At 68.1% G+C, this 14,735-nt stretch carries 17 protein-coding genes; 13 read left to right on the forward strand and 4 right to left on the reverse strand.

What is annotated here, in order from left to right:
* Positions 1–23: 23 nt before the first annotated feature.
* Positions 24–1,439: a type I glutamate--ammonia ligase gene (glnA, locus tag ACZ5UM_RS06015; protein ID WP_464847482.1), complete on the forward strand. Its 1,416-nt coding sequence runs from the start codon at positions 24–26 to the stop codon at positions 1,437–1,439.
* Between the two features lie 131 nt (positions 1,440–1,570).
* On the opposite strand, the gene ACZ5UM_RS06020 is transcribed toward glnA, so the two are convergent.
* Complete coding sequence (locus ACZ5UM_RS06020) at positions 1,571–2,494, reverse strand: TerC family protein (protein WP_464848299.1); 924 nt, start codon at positions 2,492–2,494, stop codon at positions 1,571–1,573.
* A gap of 376 nt (positions 2,495–2,870) precedes the next feature.
* Here ACZ5UM_RS06020 and ACZ5UM_RS06025 point away from each other — a divergent pair, with 376 nt between their 5' ends.
* The 6 genes from ACZ5UM_RS06025 (at position 2,871) to ACZ5UM_RS06050 (ending at position 6,949) form a co-directional block, all read left to right on the forward strand.
* A complete protein-coding gene (locus tag ACZ5UM_RS06025) occupies positions 2,871–3,350 on the forward strand; it encodes a hypothetical protein (protein WP_464847484.1) in 480 nt (159 codons plus the stop codon).
* Positions 3,351–3,587: 237 nt separating this feature from the next.
* Entirely contained in the window at positions 3,588–3,875 is a 288-nt protein-coding gene (locus ACZ5UM_RS06030; RefSeq protein ID WP_464847485.1) for a CD3324 family protein, read from the forward strand.
* Positions 3,876–4,098: 223 nt separating this feature from the next.
* Positions 4,099–4,572: a stage V sporulation protein AC gene (gene spoVAC, locus ACZ5UM_RS06035; RefSeq protein ID WP_464847486.1), complete on the forward strand. Its 474-nt coding sequence runs from the start codon at positions 4,099–4,101 to the stop codon at positions 4,570–4,572.
* A gap of 10 nt (positions 4,573–4,582) precedes the next feature.
* Positions 4,583–5,599, forward strand: coding sequence for a stage V sporulation protein AD (spoVAD, locus tag ACZ5UM_RS06040; RefSeq protein ID WP_464847487.1), 1,017 nt, complete (start codon positions 4,583–4,585; stop codon positions 5,597–5,599).
* Between the two features lie 4 nt (positions 5,600–5,603).
* Positions 5,604–5,954 carry a stage V sporulation protein AE gene (gene spoVAE, locus ACZ5UM_RS06045; protein ID WP_464847488.1) on the forward strand — a complete coding sequence of 117 codons (351 nt, stop codon included), beginning with the start codon at positions 5,604–5,606 and terminating at the stop codon, positions 5,952–5,954.
* Positions 5,955–6,325: 371 nt separating this feature from the next.
* On the forward strand, positions 6,326–6,949 hold the full coding sequence (locus ACZ5UM_RS06050) for a superoxide dismutase (RefSeq protein WP_464848300.1): 624 nt from the start codon (positions 6,326–6,328) through the stop codon (positions 6,947–6,949).
* 71 nt (positions 6,950–7,020) lie between these two features.
* Here ACZ5UM_RS06050 and ACZ5UM_RS06055 read toward each other — a convergent pair whose 3' ends face one another.
* Positions 7,021–7,464, reverse strand: a complete 444-nt coding sequence (locus ACZ5UM_RS06055) for a hypothetical protein (RefSeq protein WP_464847489.1) — start codon at positions 7,462–7,464, stop codon at positions 7,021–7,023.
* Between the two features lie 12 nt (positions 7,465–7,476).
* A complete protein-coding gene (locus ACZ5UM_RS06060) occupies positions 7,477–7,680 on the reverse strand; it encodes a hypothetical protein (protein WP_464847490.1) in 204 nt (67 codons plus the stop codon).
* A gap of 124 nt (positions 7,681–7,804) precedes the next feature.
* Here ACZ5UM_RS06060 and lysS point away from each other — a divergent pair, with 124 nt between their 5' ends.
* Positions 7,805–9,331: a lysine--tRNA ligase gene (gene lysS / locus ACZ5UM_RS06065; RefSeq protein ID WP_464847492.1), complete on the forward strand. Its 1,527-nt coding sequence runs from the start codon at positions 7,805–7,807 to the stop codon at positions 9,329–9,331.
* A gap of 80 nt (positions 9,332–9,411) precedes the next feature.
* On the opposite strand, the gene ACZ5UM_RS06070 is transcribed toward lysS, so the two are convergent.
* Positions 9,412–9,675: a hypothetical protein gene (locus ACZ5UM_RS06070; protein WP_464847493.1), complete on the reverse strand. Its 264-nt coding sequence runs from the start codon at positions 9,673–9,675 to the stop codon at positions 9,412–9,414.
* Between the two features lie 266 nt (positions 9,676–9,941).
* Between ACZ5UM_RS06070 and ACZ5UM_RS06075 the strand changes: the two genes are divergently transcribed.
* The 5 genes from ACZ5UM_RS06075 (at position 9,942) to ACZ5UM_RS06095 (ending at position 14,661) form a co-directional block, all read left to right on the forward strand.
* A complete protein-coding gene (locus ACZ5UM_RS06075) occupies positions 9,942–10,583 on the forward strand; it encodes a helix-turn-helix transcriptional regulator (protein WP_464847495.1) in 642 nt (213 codons plus the stop codon).
* 138 nt (positions 10,584–10,721) lie between these two features.
* Complete coding sequence (locus tag ACZ5UM_RS06080) at positions 10,722–11,582, forward strand: PaaX family transcriptional regulator (protein WP_464847496.1); 861 nt, start codon at positions 10,722–10,724, stop codon at positions 11,580–11,582.
* On the forward strand, positions 11,542–12,324 hold the full coding sequence (locus ACZ5UM_RS06085; RefSeq protein WP_464847497.1) for an enoyl-CoA hydratase-related protein: 783 nt from the start codon (positions 11,542–11,544) through the stop codon (positions 12,322–12,324). Before ACZ5UM_RS06080 ends, ACZ5UM_RS06085 begins: the two co-directional genes overlap by 41 nt.
* Positions 12,325–12,328: 4 nt before the next feature.
* The gene (locus ACZ5UM_RS06090; protein ID WP_464847499.1) at positions 12,329–13,102 is read left to right on the forward strand and encodes an enoyl-CoA hydratase; all 774 of its coding nucleotides are present in this window, start codon (positions 12,329–12,331) and stop codon (positions 13,100–13,102) included.
* Between the two features lie 5 nt (positions 13,103–13,107).
* Positions 13,108–14,661, forward strand: coding sequence for a 3-hydroxyacyl-CoA dehydrogenase (locus ACZ5UM_RS06095; protein ID WP_464847500.1), 1,554 nt, complete (start codon positions 13,108–13,110; stop codon positions 14,659–14,661).
* Positions 14,662–14,735 lie beyond the last annotated feature (74 nt).

Here is a 14,735-nt window from a genome sequence, read left to right on the forward strand (position 1 = left end):
GAAATCGCGGAGGAGAGATGCAGATGGCGATGGTCGATCGCGTGCTGGAGATGATCTCTGAGAAAGGCATTCGGATGCTCGATCTGAAGTTCGTGGACCTGCCGGGGATGCTGCACCACCTCAGCGTGCCGGTGGAGGTTGTGGACGCCGGGCAGCTGAGCGAGGGTTTCTTCTTTGACGGCTCATCGATCCGGGGCTTCCGGGGGATCGCCGAGTCGGACATGATCCTCCGGCCGGACCCGGCGACCGCGGTGCAGGACCCGTTTGTCGAGGGGCCGACGCTCTCCCTGATGGCGGACGTCCTTGAGCCCGGGCTGAAGGCGTACAGCCGCGACCCCCGGGGCGTCGCCCGCCGGGCGGAGCAGTACCTCCGGGAGAGCGGCATCGCCGACGCCTCGCACTGGGGGGTCGAGATCGAGTTCTTCGTGTTCGACAACGTCCGGTTCCAGACCGGTCCGGACGCCTCGTTCTACTACGTGGACTCCGATGAAGCCCACTGGTCGTCGGGCCGGGTGCCCAACGGCGGTTACAAGGTGAAGCACCAGCAGGGCTACCTGCGGGCGCTGCCGATTGACGGGCAGACGGATCTGCGCACGGCGATGACGCGCCAGCTGCAGGCGCTGGGGCTGGTCGTGGAGCGGCACCACCACGAGGTGGCAACGGCGGGACAAAACGAGATCAACTTCCGCTTCTCCACGCTGACGGACACGGCCGACAAGGCGATGCTCTACAAGTACGCCGTGAAAAACGTCGCCCGGGCGCACGGCAAGACCGCGACCTTCATGCCCAAGCCCCTCTACCAGAACTCAGGCAACGGCATGCACTGCAACCAGTCGCTGGTCAAGGACGGTGTGAACCTGTTCCACGATGCGGACGGGTACGCCAACCTCAGCCAGCTCGCCCTCTGGTATATCGGCGGCCTGCTGACCCACGCCGATGCCCTGCTGGCCATCACCAACCCGACCACCAACTCCTACAAACGGCTGGTTCCCGGTTACGAGGCGCCGACCAGCCTGGCGTTCTCCCGGGCCAACCGGTCCGCTGCGGTCCGCATCCCGATCAGCCTCTCGCCCCGGACGACCCGCATCGAGTTCCGCACGCCGGACCCGACCGCCAACCCGTACCTGGCCCTGGCGGCGCAGCTCATGGCCGGGCTCGACGGCATCCGCCGGCGGATCGACCCGACGGCCGCGGGCTTCGGCCCCGTCGACGTCGACATCTACCACCAGCCGGAGGCGACCCTGCTGAAGCTCAGACAGGTGCCGTCCTCGCTCCGGCAGGCGGTGGAGGCGCTGAAGGCGGACCACGACTTTCTGCTGGAGGGCGGCGTCTTCTCGGAGGATCTGATCGAGACCTTCGTCGCGTTGAAGGAGGAGGAGATCCGGAGGCTGGAGACGCACCCGCACCCGGTCGAGTTCGAGATGTACTACGACAACTGAGCGCCGGGATGTGCCGGGGAGGAGGAACCGTTTCCCCGGAATGACGAAAGGCCGGGAACCCGCCCCTGCAGGCGGGTTCCCGGCCTTCTCTGCGCCCCCGGGCGGCGCCGGGTATGGCCGGGTTCCGTTGGTCAGTCCGCCCCCTGGGCCGGCGTCTTCTCCGGGATGAGCAGCGAGGCCAGAATGGCGACCGCGATGGTGCCCAGGACGACGGTGAGCGAGATCCAGGTCTCGACGTGGAAGCCGAACGGGATCGCCAGCATCTTGCCGCCGATGAAGAGCAGGACGAACGCCAGCCCCAGGCTGAGGTAGCGGAACTTGTCGAGGATGCCGGCCAGCAGGAAGTAGAGCGCCCGCAGCCCCAGGATGGCGAAGATGTTGGAGGTCAGCACGATGAAGAAGTCGCTGCTGATGCCCATGACGGCCGGGATGGAGTCGACGGCGAAGAGGAGGTCGGTCGCCTCGACCATGACGATGGCCATGCCCAGCAGGGTGAGCTCCCAGCGGCCGTTCTTCCGGGTGATGATGGCCTGGCCGTCGTAGCCGGGGTAGGCGGGCAGGACCCGGGACAGCAGCCTGTAGACCTTGTTGTCCTCCAGCGACGTCTCGCCTCCGTCGCTTTCCCGCATCATCCTGAAACCGGTGATGATCAGGAAGACGCCGAAGACCGGCAGCAGCCAGGTGAACCGCTCCACGGCCTCCACCCCCAGGAAGATCAGCACGCTGCGCATGGCCACCGCGCCGATCACGCCCCAGGCCAGGGCCCGGTGCTGGAGGCCGCCCCGAATGCCGAAGAAGCCGAAGATCGTCGCGATGACGAACAGGTTGTCGACGCTGAGCGCCTTCTCCATCGTGTACGCCGTGATATACTGCATCCACATTTCCATGCCGTAGCGGTAGTACACATAGCCGCTGAACAGCAGGGCGAGCACGATCCAGGCCAGCGAGGTCACCGCCGCCTCCTTCAGTCCGATGTCGTGATCGTCCTTGTGGAGGACGAACAGGTCCAGCCACGTCGCGAACACCACGAACAGAAAGAAGGCGATGAGCTCCACGGTGTGCAAGGCGATCCCTCTCCTTACGCTTCGCTTTACCCGGCCGGGGCAACCGCCTGCCATCGGCAGGCCGGGAAGATACAGAAGGGGCATGACAAGGCCCTGTTCCGCTTTGGAACAAGGTCTTGCCATGCCCCAGTCATCCTGGCGGCCGGAACAGCCGGGGGCCGTGCGCCCGCAATGACCGACTGCTCCACCTGCAGGTGCAGGTCGGCTACTCCCCTTGTAAGCTGTAGAATCTACGTCACCAGTATAGCGGCGGAGAGCCGGGGTGTAAAGAGGTCTGCGCAGGTTGTCGAAAATGAGTCGAAGTGAAGGAGCGCGCCGGGCGGCCGACGTCATACCAGCAGATGCTCCGCAGAAAGGGCGTGGGAAGATGCAGTCAGGACAGGTCAACCGGAGCGTGATCTGGGGGCTGGTGCTCATCGCCGCCGGGCTGCTCCTGCTCATGGGCAACTTCAACATCGTCTTCTGGCCGCTGCGGGCCCTCTCGGGCGCGCTGGCGCTGGGCATTCCCGGGCTGATTTTCGCCTCCGTGTACGCCGGCAACCGGGACCAGTGGTGGGCCATCATCCCCGCCGGCGTGCTCCTGACCCTCGCCGGGGTGTCCCTGGTGGAGTCGCTCCTGCCGTGGGTCAACACCGGCTGGATCTTCTTCTTCGGGCTGGCCGTCACGTTCGGCCTGGTCTGGCGGGAGACGGGGGGCGTGCAGCGGTGGGCTCGGGTAACCGCCCTGATCTGCCTGGCGCTGGCCGCCATCAACCTGCTCGGGTCGCTCATCCGGTTCGCGCTTCCGCTGGCCCTGGTGGCGCTCGGGGTCTACCTGCTGACGGGCCGCAACAGGCACGGGGATTGACAGGAGCCCGCCTCGTCAGTATCATGTGTACGTGGCAGATGATTTTGAGAGGGGGTGCCGGAATGTCCATCATGACCACGATGACCACGCCAACGGCTTGGGTTTTCCGGCACGTCCCCGCTTGGTCTGCCTGAACGCACTGCGTCTGCAAGGAGCTGTCCGGCCAGGCCTGACCGCGGGGCGTTGCCCTGCGGTTTTTTGTCTTGCTCATCAGGACAAAGGAGGCCTGGTTTGCGCGTGGCACGCTACCTCAATGCCGCGGATGTCCTGCCCGCCGACCTGCTGGCCGAGGTCCAGCGGTACGCGGCGGGTCAGCAACTCTACATCCCCCGCCCGCACGAGCGGCTGCCCTGGGGCACCCGCACCGGCGCCCGGGCGCAGCTGGCCCTGCGGAACGAGCAGATCCGGCAGCGGCGGCGGGAGGGGGCGAGCATAGAAGAACTGATGCGGGAGTTCCACCTGAGTTACGACTCGATCCGCAAGATCATCGGCGGAAAGAACGGTTCGAAGTGTTCACGGGGCTGATTCCCCACCCCCGTTCGGGTACGCTGGCACTGCGGCCGGCGCGCAGTTCATCGGATGGGAAGGGGGGTGATGGCCCTGAGTCACGCAGAGGTCGTCATCCCCGACGGCCGGTAGGAAAATCGGCTGTTGGGGATGCCTCGGCGAAAAGGCAGGCGGAAGCGCCTGCCTTTTCGCATACCGCCGGGGGTGCAGGCGCAGACTACCTCTCCGGAGGTGTCCGAGCGTGACGATCCGAGAGGGAACGTCGCAGACCACGCAGCAATCGCTGTACCGGCGGATGGTCCTCAAGGCGGAGCCCGGCCCGCCCCGGCTGCGCAACGCCGTGATGGCTTTCGTCAGCGGGGGGCTGGTCTGCATGGTGGGAGAGGGCATCACGGACTTCTGGGAGCGGGTGCTGCGCATCTCGCACAAGCAGGCGGCCGATCCGACGGTGGCGACGCTGATCTTCCTCGCCTCGCTGCTGACCGGCCTGGGCTACTTCGACAAGCTGGCCCGGTACGCGGGCGCAGGCCTGGCGGTGCCCGTCACGGGCTTTGCCAACGCCATGACCGCGTCGGCGATGGAGTTCAAGCGGGAAGGGCTGATCTTCGGCATCGGCGGCCGGATGTTCCAGCTGGCCGGCGCCGTCATCGTCTACGGGGTCGTCACGGCCTTCTTGGTGGGCATCATCACAGGCATTGTGCGGCTGGTGCGGTGAGGCGTCGGCCGTGGCAACGAAGCGCATCGGACCTCAGACGGTGAGGTTTGACCGGCCGCCGGTGATCATCGGAGCGGCGGCGGTGGCGGGGCCGGAGGAGGCCCAGGGCCCGCTGGGGCACGAGTTCGACCAGACGTACCCTGACCTGACCATCGGCCTGAGCTCCTTTGAGAAGGCCGAGCGCCAGATGATGATCGACGCCTGCCGCCTGGCCCTGCGCCGGGCCGGCATCACCGAGAAGCCGCCGGCGGTGGACTACTTCCTGGCCGGCGACCTGCTGAACCAGCTGATCACGGCCTCGTTCAGCGGGCTCGAAATCGGCGTGCCGATGTACGGACTCTACGGTGCCTGCTCCACGTTCAGCGAGGCCCTGGCGATCGGCGCCAAGCTCATTGACGGCGGATTCGCCGACCGGGTGCTCTGCGCGGTCTCCAGCCACGTGGGCTCGGCAGAGCGCCAGTACCGGTACCCCACCGAGTACGGCAGCCAGAAAAAGCCCTACGCCCAGCACACGGTGACCGGGGCCGGCGCCGTGGTGCTCGCCGCCTCCGGCACGGGACCGCGCATCACCTACTGTACGACGGGCAAGGTGGTGGATTACGGGGTCGCCGACCCGTTCAACCAGGGCGCTGCAATGGCGCCGGCCGCCGTGGACACCATCGAGGCGCACCTGCGGGAGACCGGGCGCAGCGTCGAGGACTACGATCTCATCGTGACCGGCGACCTGGCCAGCTTTGGCTACGAGATGGCCGTGAAACTGGCTGCGGACCGCAACCTGAGGCTGGCGAAGAACTACCGGGACTGCGGCGTCATGGTGTACGACCTTTCCCGTCAGAACGTCAACGCGGGGGGAAGCGGGTGCGCCAGCTCGGCCATCGTCACGTGCGGCCATCTGCTGAAGGAGATGGCGCGGGGCAGGCTGCGGCGCCTGCTGGTGGTCGCGACCGGCGCGCTGTTCTCGCCGACCAGCTTCCAGCAGGGCGAGAACATCCCGACCATCGCGCACGCAGTGGCAGTGGAGGCGTAACCCGATGATGTACCTGAAGGCCTTTCTCGTCGGCGGGCTGATCTGCCTGATCGCGCAGGTGATCCTGGACAACACCAAGCTCAGCCCCGGCCACGTGCTCTCCGGCCTGACCGTGGCCGGCGGCGTGCTGGGCGGGCTGGGACTCTACGACAAGCTGGTGGAGTTCGCCGGCGCGGGCGCCTCGGTGCCCATCGCCAGCTTCGGCAACTCGCTGGTGAAGGGCGCGCTGCAGGAACTGGACCAGAACGGGCTGGTCGGCGTGCTCACCGGGATGTTCGAGGTGACCAGCACCGGCATCGCCGCGGCCATCGTGTTTGCCTTCCTGGCGGCGGTGACGTTCAATCCCAAGAGCTGAGGCGCGCACCGGGTAGTCCCCGGCCCCTGCTGCATAGCGTAGTGGGGGAAGGAGGGAGGCCCGGCGTGTTCGGCTTTCAGCCCTACGACCCGTCGGCCCTGGTCTACCAGCACATTGCCGACTGGGCCCGCCAGGTGCTCGCCTGCATCGCGGACCTGCAGTCGGGCGGGGGGCCGGCGGAGGCGCTTGCGGATTGGCAGGAGCGGTTTGCGCGGCTGGAACAGGAGGCCCGGGAGGCGACAGGCTCCGGGCAGGACGGCGAGCGGGCGGACGCCGCGGCCCTGATGCGGGAGGCCTACGAGGCCCTGGACGGGTTCGTGCGCGCGGCGTTCGGCAGGGGGGCGCCGCAGGAAACCGGCCGGCTGAACCCCGTGCCGCCGGGGGGCCACCGGCTGCCGCCGCTGCCGTATCCGTACGACGCGCTGGAACCTTACATCGACGCGGAGACGATGCGGTTCCACCACGACCGGCACCACCGCAGCTACGTGGAGGGGCTCAACCGGGCGGAGCGGGCGCTGGCGGAGGCCCGCGCGTCCGGCGACTGGGCGCTGGTGAAGCACTGGGAGCGAGAAGCGGCGTTCCACGGCGCCGGGCACTACCTGCACACCCTGTTCTGGGAGAGCATGGCGCCGGGGGCCGGCGGGGAGCCCGGGGGCGAGGTGCTGGCGCAGATCAGGCAGGACTTCGGGGACTTCGAGCGCTTCCGGGAGCAGTTCAGCAAGGCGGCCGAAAACGTGGAGGGGGGCGGCTGGGCGATCTGGGTCTGGGCGCCGCGGGCGAACCGCACGGAGATCCTGACCGCGGAGAAGCACCAGAACCTGAGCCAGTGGGACGTGGTCCCCCTGCTGCCGCTGGACGTCTGGGAGCACGCCTACTACCTGAAGTACCGGAACGACCGCGCCGCCTACGTCGACCAGTGGTGGAACGTGGTCAACTGGCCCGCGGTGGAGCGGCGGCTGCGACAGGCGCGCAGGCTGTACTGGGAGCCGGCGTGACCTGGTCACACGTGCAGGGTGGTGCACCAACGTGCACCACCCTGCGGAGTCTTCGGGCCCGCTGAACGGCGCTACGGACGGGCCTTGCGGTGGCTGCGCCTGGCCTTCTCCCACTCCTTCAGGATCTTCTTCGCCTGCTCCCTGGTGAGGCGGCCGTTCTTCACGGCGTCGTCGAGCTTGGCCTTCACCTCGGCCTCGGAGTCGTGGGGGGAGAGTCCCAACCGGCGGACGGCCCGCCACTCCCTGAGGCGGGCCGCCTCCTCATCGGTGATCTTGCCCGACTGGTGGGCCCGCTCGATCATCTGGTCGATCTCCGCGTTGAGCTGCTCCAGGCGGGTGCGGCGGAGCGTGCGGATGTCGTTCAGGAGCTGCTCCATGCCCGGCGAGAGTCTGGGCGCAGCTTTTTCCGTAACCGTGTCGGGAGCCGTGCCCGCTGCGAAGGCGGTGCCGCCCAGCACCAGCACGGTCCAGACGGAGACCAGCATCATTGCCAACCCACGGGGTATCAAGCGCATCCTGGAACCTCCCTATTGCTCATCCTCGTTCCACGTGGCGTCGAACCTGTTGTTGCCTGCTGTGAACCGCCCCTCGTTGCCGCCGACCAGGTAGCCCAGCGCCGCGGCCTGATGGCTCCAGGCCTCTCCGCCCTTCATCTGCTGAAGCAGCCGCTGCGTTTCGGAACGGACAGCTGCCTGCGCGCCGGGCTCCCGGGAGTTCCGATCCTTTGCCATGCTCTGCCCTCCTTTGGGCTTAGTCTGCCCCAGAGCGCGCCGCTTCCATGAACTTGTCTGGGACAACCCTTTTCTGTATAATCACCAGGGTAAGAAACCCACCCGTGCGGGAAGGAGAAGTGGCATGAAGAACCTGCCGAACCTGTGGCCGTACCAGGAAGCCAAGCGCCTGATCGAGCGATGGCCGCAGAAATCGCGCTACATCCTGCAGACCGGGTTTGGCGCGTCCGGCCACCCGCACATGGGCACCATCGGCGAGGTCGTCCGCACCTTCTACGTGGCCAAGGCCCTGCGGGACCTGGGCCGCGACTCGGAGATCATCGTCTTCTCCGACGACATGGACGGCCTGCGCAAGATCCCGACCAACATCGATGCGCCGTGGCTGAAGGAGCACCTGGGCAAGCCGGTGACCCGCATTCCCGATCCGTACGGCTGCCACCCGTCCTTCGGCCACCACATGAACGCGGAACTGAAGGAGATGATGTCCAGGACGGGCATCCAGGCCACCTTCCGCTCCGCGACCGACTGCTACGCCGACGGCACCTTCGACGAGGGCATCCGCCACATGTTCCGCCACATGCAGGGCATCATCGACCTGGTGCTGCCCACCATGCGGCCGGAGAACCGGGAGGGCTGGTTCCCGTGGCTGCCCGTCTGTGAGAACTGCGGCAAGGTGTACACCACGCGCGTCGAGTCGTACGACCCCGACGCGGCCACGGTGACGTACGCCTGTACCGGCTCGTTCCGGGACGTGCACGGCTGCGGCCACCGCGGCACCCAGAGCGCCCTGGGCGGCCGGGGCAAGTTCTTCTGGAAGGCCGACTGGGCCCTGCGCTGGTACGTTTTCGGCGTCAACTTCGAGATGCACGGCAAGGACCTGATCGACTCCGCCAAGCTCTCCAAGGAGATCGTGAAGCTGCTGGGCGGCCAGCCGCCCAACACCATGTTCTACGAGCTGTTCCTGACCGAGGAGGGGCGGAAGATCTCCAAGTCTTCGGGCGTCGGCATCTCGATGGAGAACTGGGGACGCTGGGGCACCCAGGATTCGCTCAACCTCCTGATGTTCCGCAACCCGCGGCAGCAGAAGCGGCTGAGCCCCGAGACGGTCATCCAGTACACCGACGAGACGCTGACGATGGCGCCCGATGACCCGCAGTACCCCTTCATCTACTACCGGGGCGACCGGCCGGATCTGGGCGGGCTGCGCTACTCCGACATCATCAACCTGGTCAACGCGATCTCGGAGACCGACCCCGACGTGCTCTTGGAGTACCTGGGCCGCTCCTTCGGGCACGAGCGCATCCGGGCAAACGAGCCCTTCGTGCGGGAGCTGCTGGAGAAGGCCATCCACTACTACGAGGACTTCATCCTGCCCACGCGCAAGACCCCGGAGCTGACCGAGGCCGAGTGGGCCATGGTGGAGGAGTTCGAACGGCTGATCGAGCGGACCGACGACGCGGAGGAGATCCAGACCGGCGTGTTCGACATCGCCAGGGCCCACGGCATGCAGCCGAAGCGGTTCTTCCAGATCCTCTACGGGGTGCTGCTGGGCTCCGACAGCGGGCCCCGGGTCGGCGGCTTCGTGGCGCTGGTGGGCAAGGACCGCATCCGGGAGCTGATTCAGAAGGCACGTGCAGAGGCGCGGGGCTGAGCCCGCGCGGAAACGGGGCTGTCCGGGGGCGCAGCGTGCGCTGCGTCCCCGGACAGCCCCGTCAGTCTCACTGCGGCTCTTCAGACGAGCTGGCTCATCTGGTGCAGCAGGTCCAGCGGAGGCGCCGCGGGCAAGGTCTCCCGATCCGCGCCGGCGACCCTGGTGAGCACGTACGGCTGGCTCTGGTGGCTTATGCGCTGCAGGAACTCCACCAGGTGCGCGCGCGAGCAGAACTTGAACGCGAAGGCGTCGGCCAGGGGATGGTTCATGCGGTTCTCGGGCATCAGGACGTACGCCAGGCGCTCATCCTCATACTGCTCCAGGCAGTGCTTGCACATGAACACCCGGGTTCACCTCCAGTGTGGTCGCTCCAACGTTATTATAGGCGTCATTATCTACCCCAACAACTGTTTGCGGGGCACCGCGATCGTGCGTGCGCCTTTGACGCTACGCCGAACTGTACCTTTCGCGGAGCCGCCAATAGGACGGGTACCCTAGTCCGAACGGACAGAATTGGTGACAAACGGCTTTAGAAAGTATCCGGCTGATCTTTCATATGATAAAATGTACACGAGTTACAGTCGGTGAGTGCGAAGAGGAGGGGAACGCGTTGTCCGTTGATCTGATGCCTCGCCAGGACGAGACCTCCACGCGCCGCGAGATCATCAACCTGCTGCGGGTTGTTGGCCCCCTCACGGTCGGCGAACTCGGAGAACGGCTTCACATTACGCACGTCGCAGTTCGGCGCCACCTGACGTCACTGGAGCGAGACGGGCTGGTAACCTCCGTGCAGCAGCGGTTGCCCATGGGGCGGCCGACCAGGGTCTACTCGCTCACCGAGGCGGCCGACAACCTGTTCCCGAAGAAGTACGGCTCCATGATGGTGGAGCTCCTCGACTTCCTGCACCAGACCGACCCCGAGCTGGTGGAAGCCTTCTTCCGGCGGCGGGGGGAGGAGATGGTCGCGCGCTACGGCGGGGAAGTCAACGGCGGCACCCTGAAGGAACGGGTCCAGCAGCTCACCGCGATCCAGCAGGCCAACGGCTACCTGGCCGAGTATGAGCAGAACGAGGATGGCTCCCTGGTGCTCAAGGAGTTCAACTGCCCCGTGCACCTGGCTTCGCGGAAGTATCCTCACGCCTGCCACCACGAGCTACAGTTCTTCAAGACCGTTCTGGGGACGGAGAACGTCGAGCGCGTGGAGTGCATTGCCAAGGGCGGCCAATGCTGCCGCTACCGCATTCAGCCATAACGGATTCCACCGGGCGCCGGCCTCCACTGCAGAGGCCGGCGCCCTTGCGTTGCCCGCCGCCCCCGGCAGGTGAGCGGGCGGAAACGGCGAATCTGTCAGCACTGGCCGAATGTTGCGCGGCTGAGGGCAGGTGGGGTGATGAAGGCCCGTTCGCTGCTGTTCAACCTGTGGGGCGACTACATCCAGCACGTGGGGGGAGAGGCCTGGGCCTCGACCCTGGCCGCCTGGGTCAGGCCGTTCGGCGTCAGCGAGACGGCCCTGCGTCAGGCGCTCTCGCGTATGGCGCGCCAGGGCTGGCTGGAAGTGCGCAAGGTGGGGAACCGGACCTGCTACGGGCTTTCCCCGGCAGGGCGCCGGCGCATCGTCGAGGCGTCGCGGCGGGTGTACGACGGCCGCGACGTCGACTGGGACGGCCGCTGGCGCGTGCTGGTCTACTCGGTTCCCGAGGCGCTGCGGAACCGGCGCAATGACCTGCGGCGCGAGCTGATCTGGACCGGGTTTGCCCACCTGTCGCCCGGCACCTGGATCTCGCCCAACCCGCTGGAGGACTCGGTGCGGGAGCTGCTCCGGCGCTACGGTCTGGAGCCGTACGCGACGCTGTTCGTCGCGCCCTACGTCGAGCCCTGGTCGGCGCCGGACCTCGTGCGGCGCTGCTGGGACCTGGAGGCGATTCAGGCGGGCTACGACCAGTTCATCGCCCGCTGGGCGCCCCGCCTTTCCGCCGAAGCCTCGCTGCGCAGCGACGAAGAGCGCTTCGTCGAGCAGATCCACCTGGTGCACGACTACCGCAAGTTCCTGTTCGTGGACCCCGGGCTGCCGCGCCAGCTCCTGCCCGATTCCTGGCGGGGGCATGACGCCCGCAGCCTGTTCCAGGCCTACTACGCCCGGCTGCGGCCCGGGGCGCTCCGGTTTCTGGAGCGGCACTTCGAGGCAACGCATGCCCAAGATGCAAAGGAGGATGAGGAACGTGGCGTACGAGAACATCCTGGTCTACCGTGAGGGGGCCGTGGGCCGGGTGCAGCTGAACCGCCCCCAGGCCCTCAATGCGCTCAACTTTCGCCTGATGACGGAGCTGGTGGAGGCGTTCCGCGAACTCGAGCGGGATCCTGGCGTGGGGTGCCTCCTGCTGCACGGGAACGAGCGCGCCTTCGCGGCCGGCGCCGACATCAAGGAGATGGCGGACCTGGGCGCGATCGACATGTATACCCGGGACTACATTGAACTGTGGGACGAGGTCGCCCGCATCAAGAAGCCCATCGTTGCGGCCGTCAGCGGCTACTGCCTGGGCGGCGGCCTGGAGCTGGCGATGATCTGCGACATCATCGTCGCCTCGGAGACGGCGAAGTTCGGCCAGCCGGAGATCAACATCGGCGTGCTGCCGGGGGCCGGCGGGACCCAGCGGCTGACCCGGGCCGTCGGGAAGTCGCTGGCCATGGAGATGGTGCTGACCGGCCGGATGCTCACCGCCCAGGAGGCGCTTGCCGCCGGGCTCGTCAGCCGCGTGGCCCCGGTGGAGGCCTACCTCGCGGAGGCGCAGAAACTGGCCGCGGAGATCGCCTCCAAGTCGCCCGTCGCCCTGCGCCTGGCGAAGGAGGCGGTGCTGCAGGCCTTCGAGGGCAGCCTGAGCGCCGGGCTCGCGTACGAGCGCCGGCTGTTCGCCATGGCCTTTGCGTCCGAGGACCAGAAGGAGGGCATGCGCGCCTTCGCGGAGAAGCGGAAGCCCGAGTGGAAGGGGAGGTAATCCGGTGAGCGAGACGGCGGTGCGCTGGGACCTGGACGGATCGGGCGTGTTGCGGATCACCCTGAACCGCCCCGAGCGGCTCAACGCCTTCAACCAGGCGCAGCACGAGGGGCTGATCGCGGCGCTGAAGGAGGCGGAGCGGAATGCGGCCGTGCGCTGCGTGGTCATCACGGGCGCGGGGCGCGCGTTCTGCGCCGGACAGGATCTGGCCTCCCTGGGCGACATGGCGGTCGGCGATCTCCTGCGCCGGTACTACAACCGATGGGTCGCGCAGATCCGCAGCCTGGAGAAGCCGGTGCTGGCGGCGGTGAACGGGGTAGCGGCCGGCGCGGGCGTGAGCCTCGCCCTGGCCTGCGACCTCATCGTGATGGCCGAGAGCGCCTCGTTCACGCAGGCGTTCGTCCGGGTGGGCCTCGTCCCTGACTCCGGCGCCTCCTACTTCCTGCCGCGGCTCGTCGGCTACCACAAGGCGATGGAGCTGGCCCTGTTCGGCGACCCGATCCGCGCGTCGGAGGCGCTGGAACTGGGGCTCTGCAACCGGGTGGTGCCTGACGCCGAGCTGGAGGCGGCGGTGAACGAGTGGGCCGGGCGGCTCGCGCGGGGGCCGCGTTCCATGGGATGGATCAAGCGGCAGATCAACCGGGGGCTGGAGCGCTCCCTGGAAGAGGTACTGGCGCTTGAAGCTTACCTTCAGGAGGCTGCCGCGGAGACCGCGGATGCCCGGGAGGGCGTCCGGGCCTTCGCAGAACGGCGCGAACCCAGGTTTACGGGGAGGTAGCGGCATTGCGGCGGATAGGCGTCGTCGGGGCCGGCACGATGGGCGCCGGCATCGCACAGGTCGCGGCACAGTCCAACTTCGACGTTCTGCTCTACGACATCGATCCCGGCGCCCTCACCGGGGCCCTCCGGCGCGTGCAGGCCGACCTGGAGCGGCAGGTGAGCCGCGGCCGCATCGCCAGCGCCCAGGTGGCCGGGATTCTGGGCCGCATCACCACCACCACGACCCTCGGCGACTTCGCCGCGGTGGACTTCGTCATCGAGGCGGCGCCGGAGGACCTCGAGCTGAAGCGCGGGCTCTTCGAGCGGCTGGACCGGCTGTGCCGGGCCGACGTGGTGCTGGCCACCAACACCTCCGCGCTTTCCGTCACGCAGATCGGGGCCCTGGCGGGCCGCGCCGACCGGGTGGTGGGCATGCACTTCTTCAACCCGGTGCCGGCGATGCGGCTGGTGGAGGTGGTGGAGGGCGACGCCTCCGGCGAGGCGGCGATCCAGGCGGCCATCGCCCTGGCTGAGGCCATGGGGAAGGAGCCGGTGCGGGTCCGGGACACCCCGGGCTTCATCGTGAACCGGGTCGCCCGGCCGTTCTCCGGCGAAGCCATGCGCATCCTGGGGGAGCAGGCGGCGACCGCGGCGCAGATCGACCGGATCGCACGCCTGGCCTGCGGCTTCCGCATGGGGCCGTTCGAGATGATGGACCTGGTCGGGCTCGACATCAACTTCGCCGTGCACCGGTCGGTGTTCGAGCAGTTCTTCGGCGACCCCCGCTTCCGCCCGCATCCCCTGCAGGAACGGATGGTGAAAGCGGGCAAGCTCGGGCGCAAGACCGGGCAGGGCTGGTACTCGTACCGCGACGGCCGGGCGGTGCATGGGCCGGCCCCGGCCCAGTACGCCCTGGCGCCCGGGCCGCGGGTGCCCGAGATCCGGAACGTGGCCGTACTGGGCGATGCAGACCTGGCGGACCTGGCCGCCCGGGCGGGGTACCGGCTGGTGGACTGCTGTGCCGACGCCGACCTGGTGGTCCTGGGCGCGCCGGACCTGCTGGTGGGCCGGCAGCCGGCGCCCGAGGTGCTGGTCCTGGTCGACGCCTCCACCCGCTCGACCACCGAGATGGCCGCCCAGACCGTCAACCCCGCCCGGGTGGTGGGCTACGGCGGGCTGCCCCGGGTGAGCCGGAGGCAGCTGGTGGAAGTGGCGCCCGGGTTGCGGACCGATCCGGCAGCGACGGCCCTGGCGGTGCGGTTCTTCCACTCCCTGGGCCGCGACACCGAGGTGGTGGCCGACACCCCCGGGCTGGTCGCCGCCCGGCTGCTGGCCTGCCTGATCAACGAGGCCGCGTTCACCCTGCAGGAGGGGGTGGCGACGGCGGAGGCGATCGACACGGCGGTGAAGCTGGGCCTCAACTACCCGTTCGGCCCGCTGGAATGGGCGGATGCGATCGGCCCCGAGGCCGTCCTGGCCGTGCTGCAGGGGCTGCAGCGGGAGACCGGTGAGGACCGGTACCGCCCCGCGCCGTACCTGCGGAAGCGGGTGCTTGCAGGGCTTCCTCTGCGGGGGTAGGCGCACGGGTCCTGGCCAGGCGCCGGTCCGGGATCGCGCCGAAAAGCGCAGAGGTCCTCGTCCCGCGCAGCGGG

It is taken from the genome of Symbiobacterium ostreiconchae (assembly GCF_055396975.1).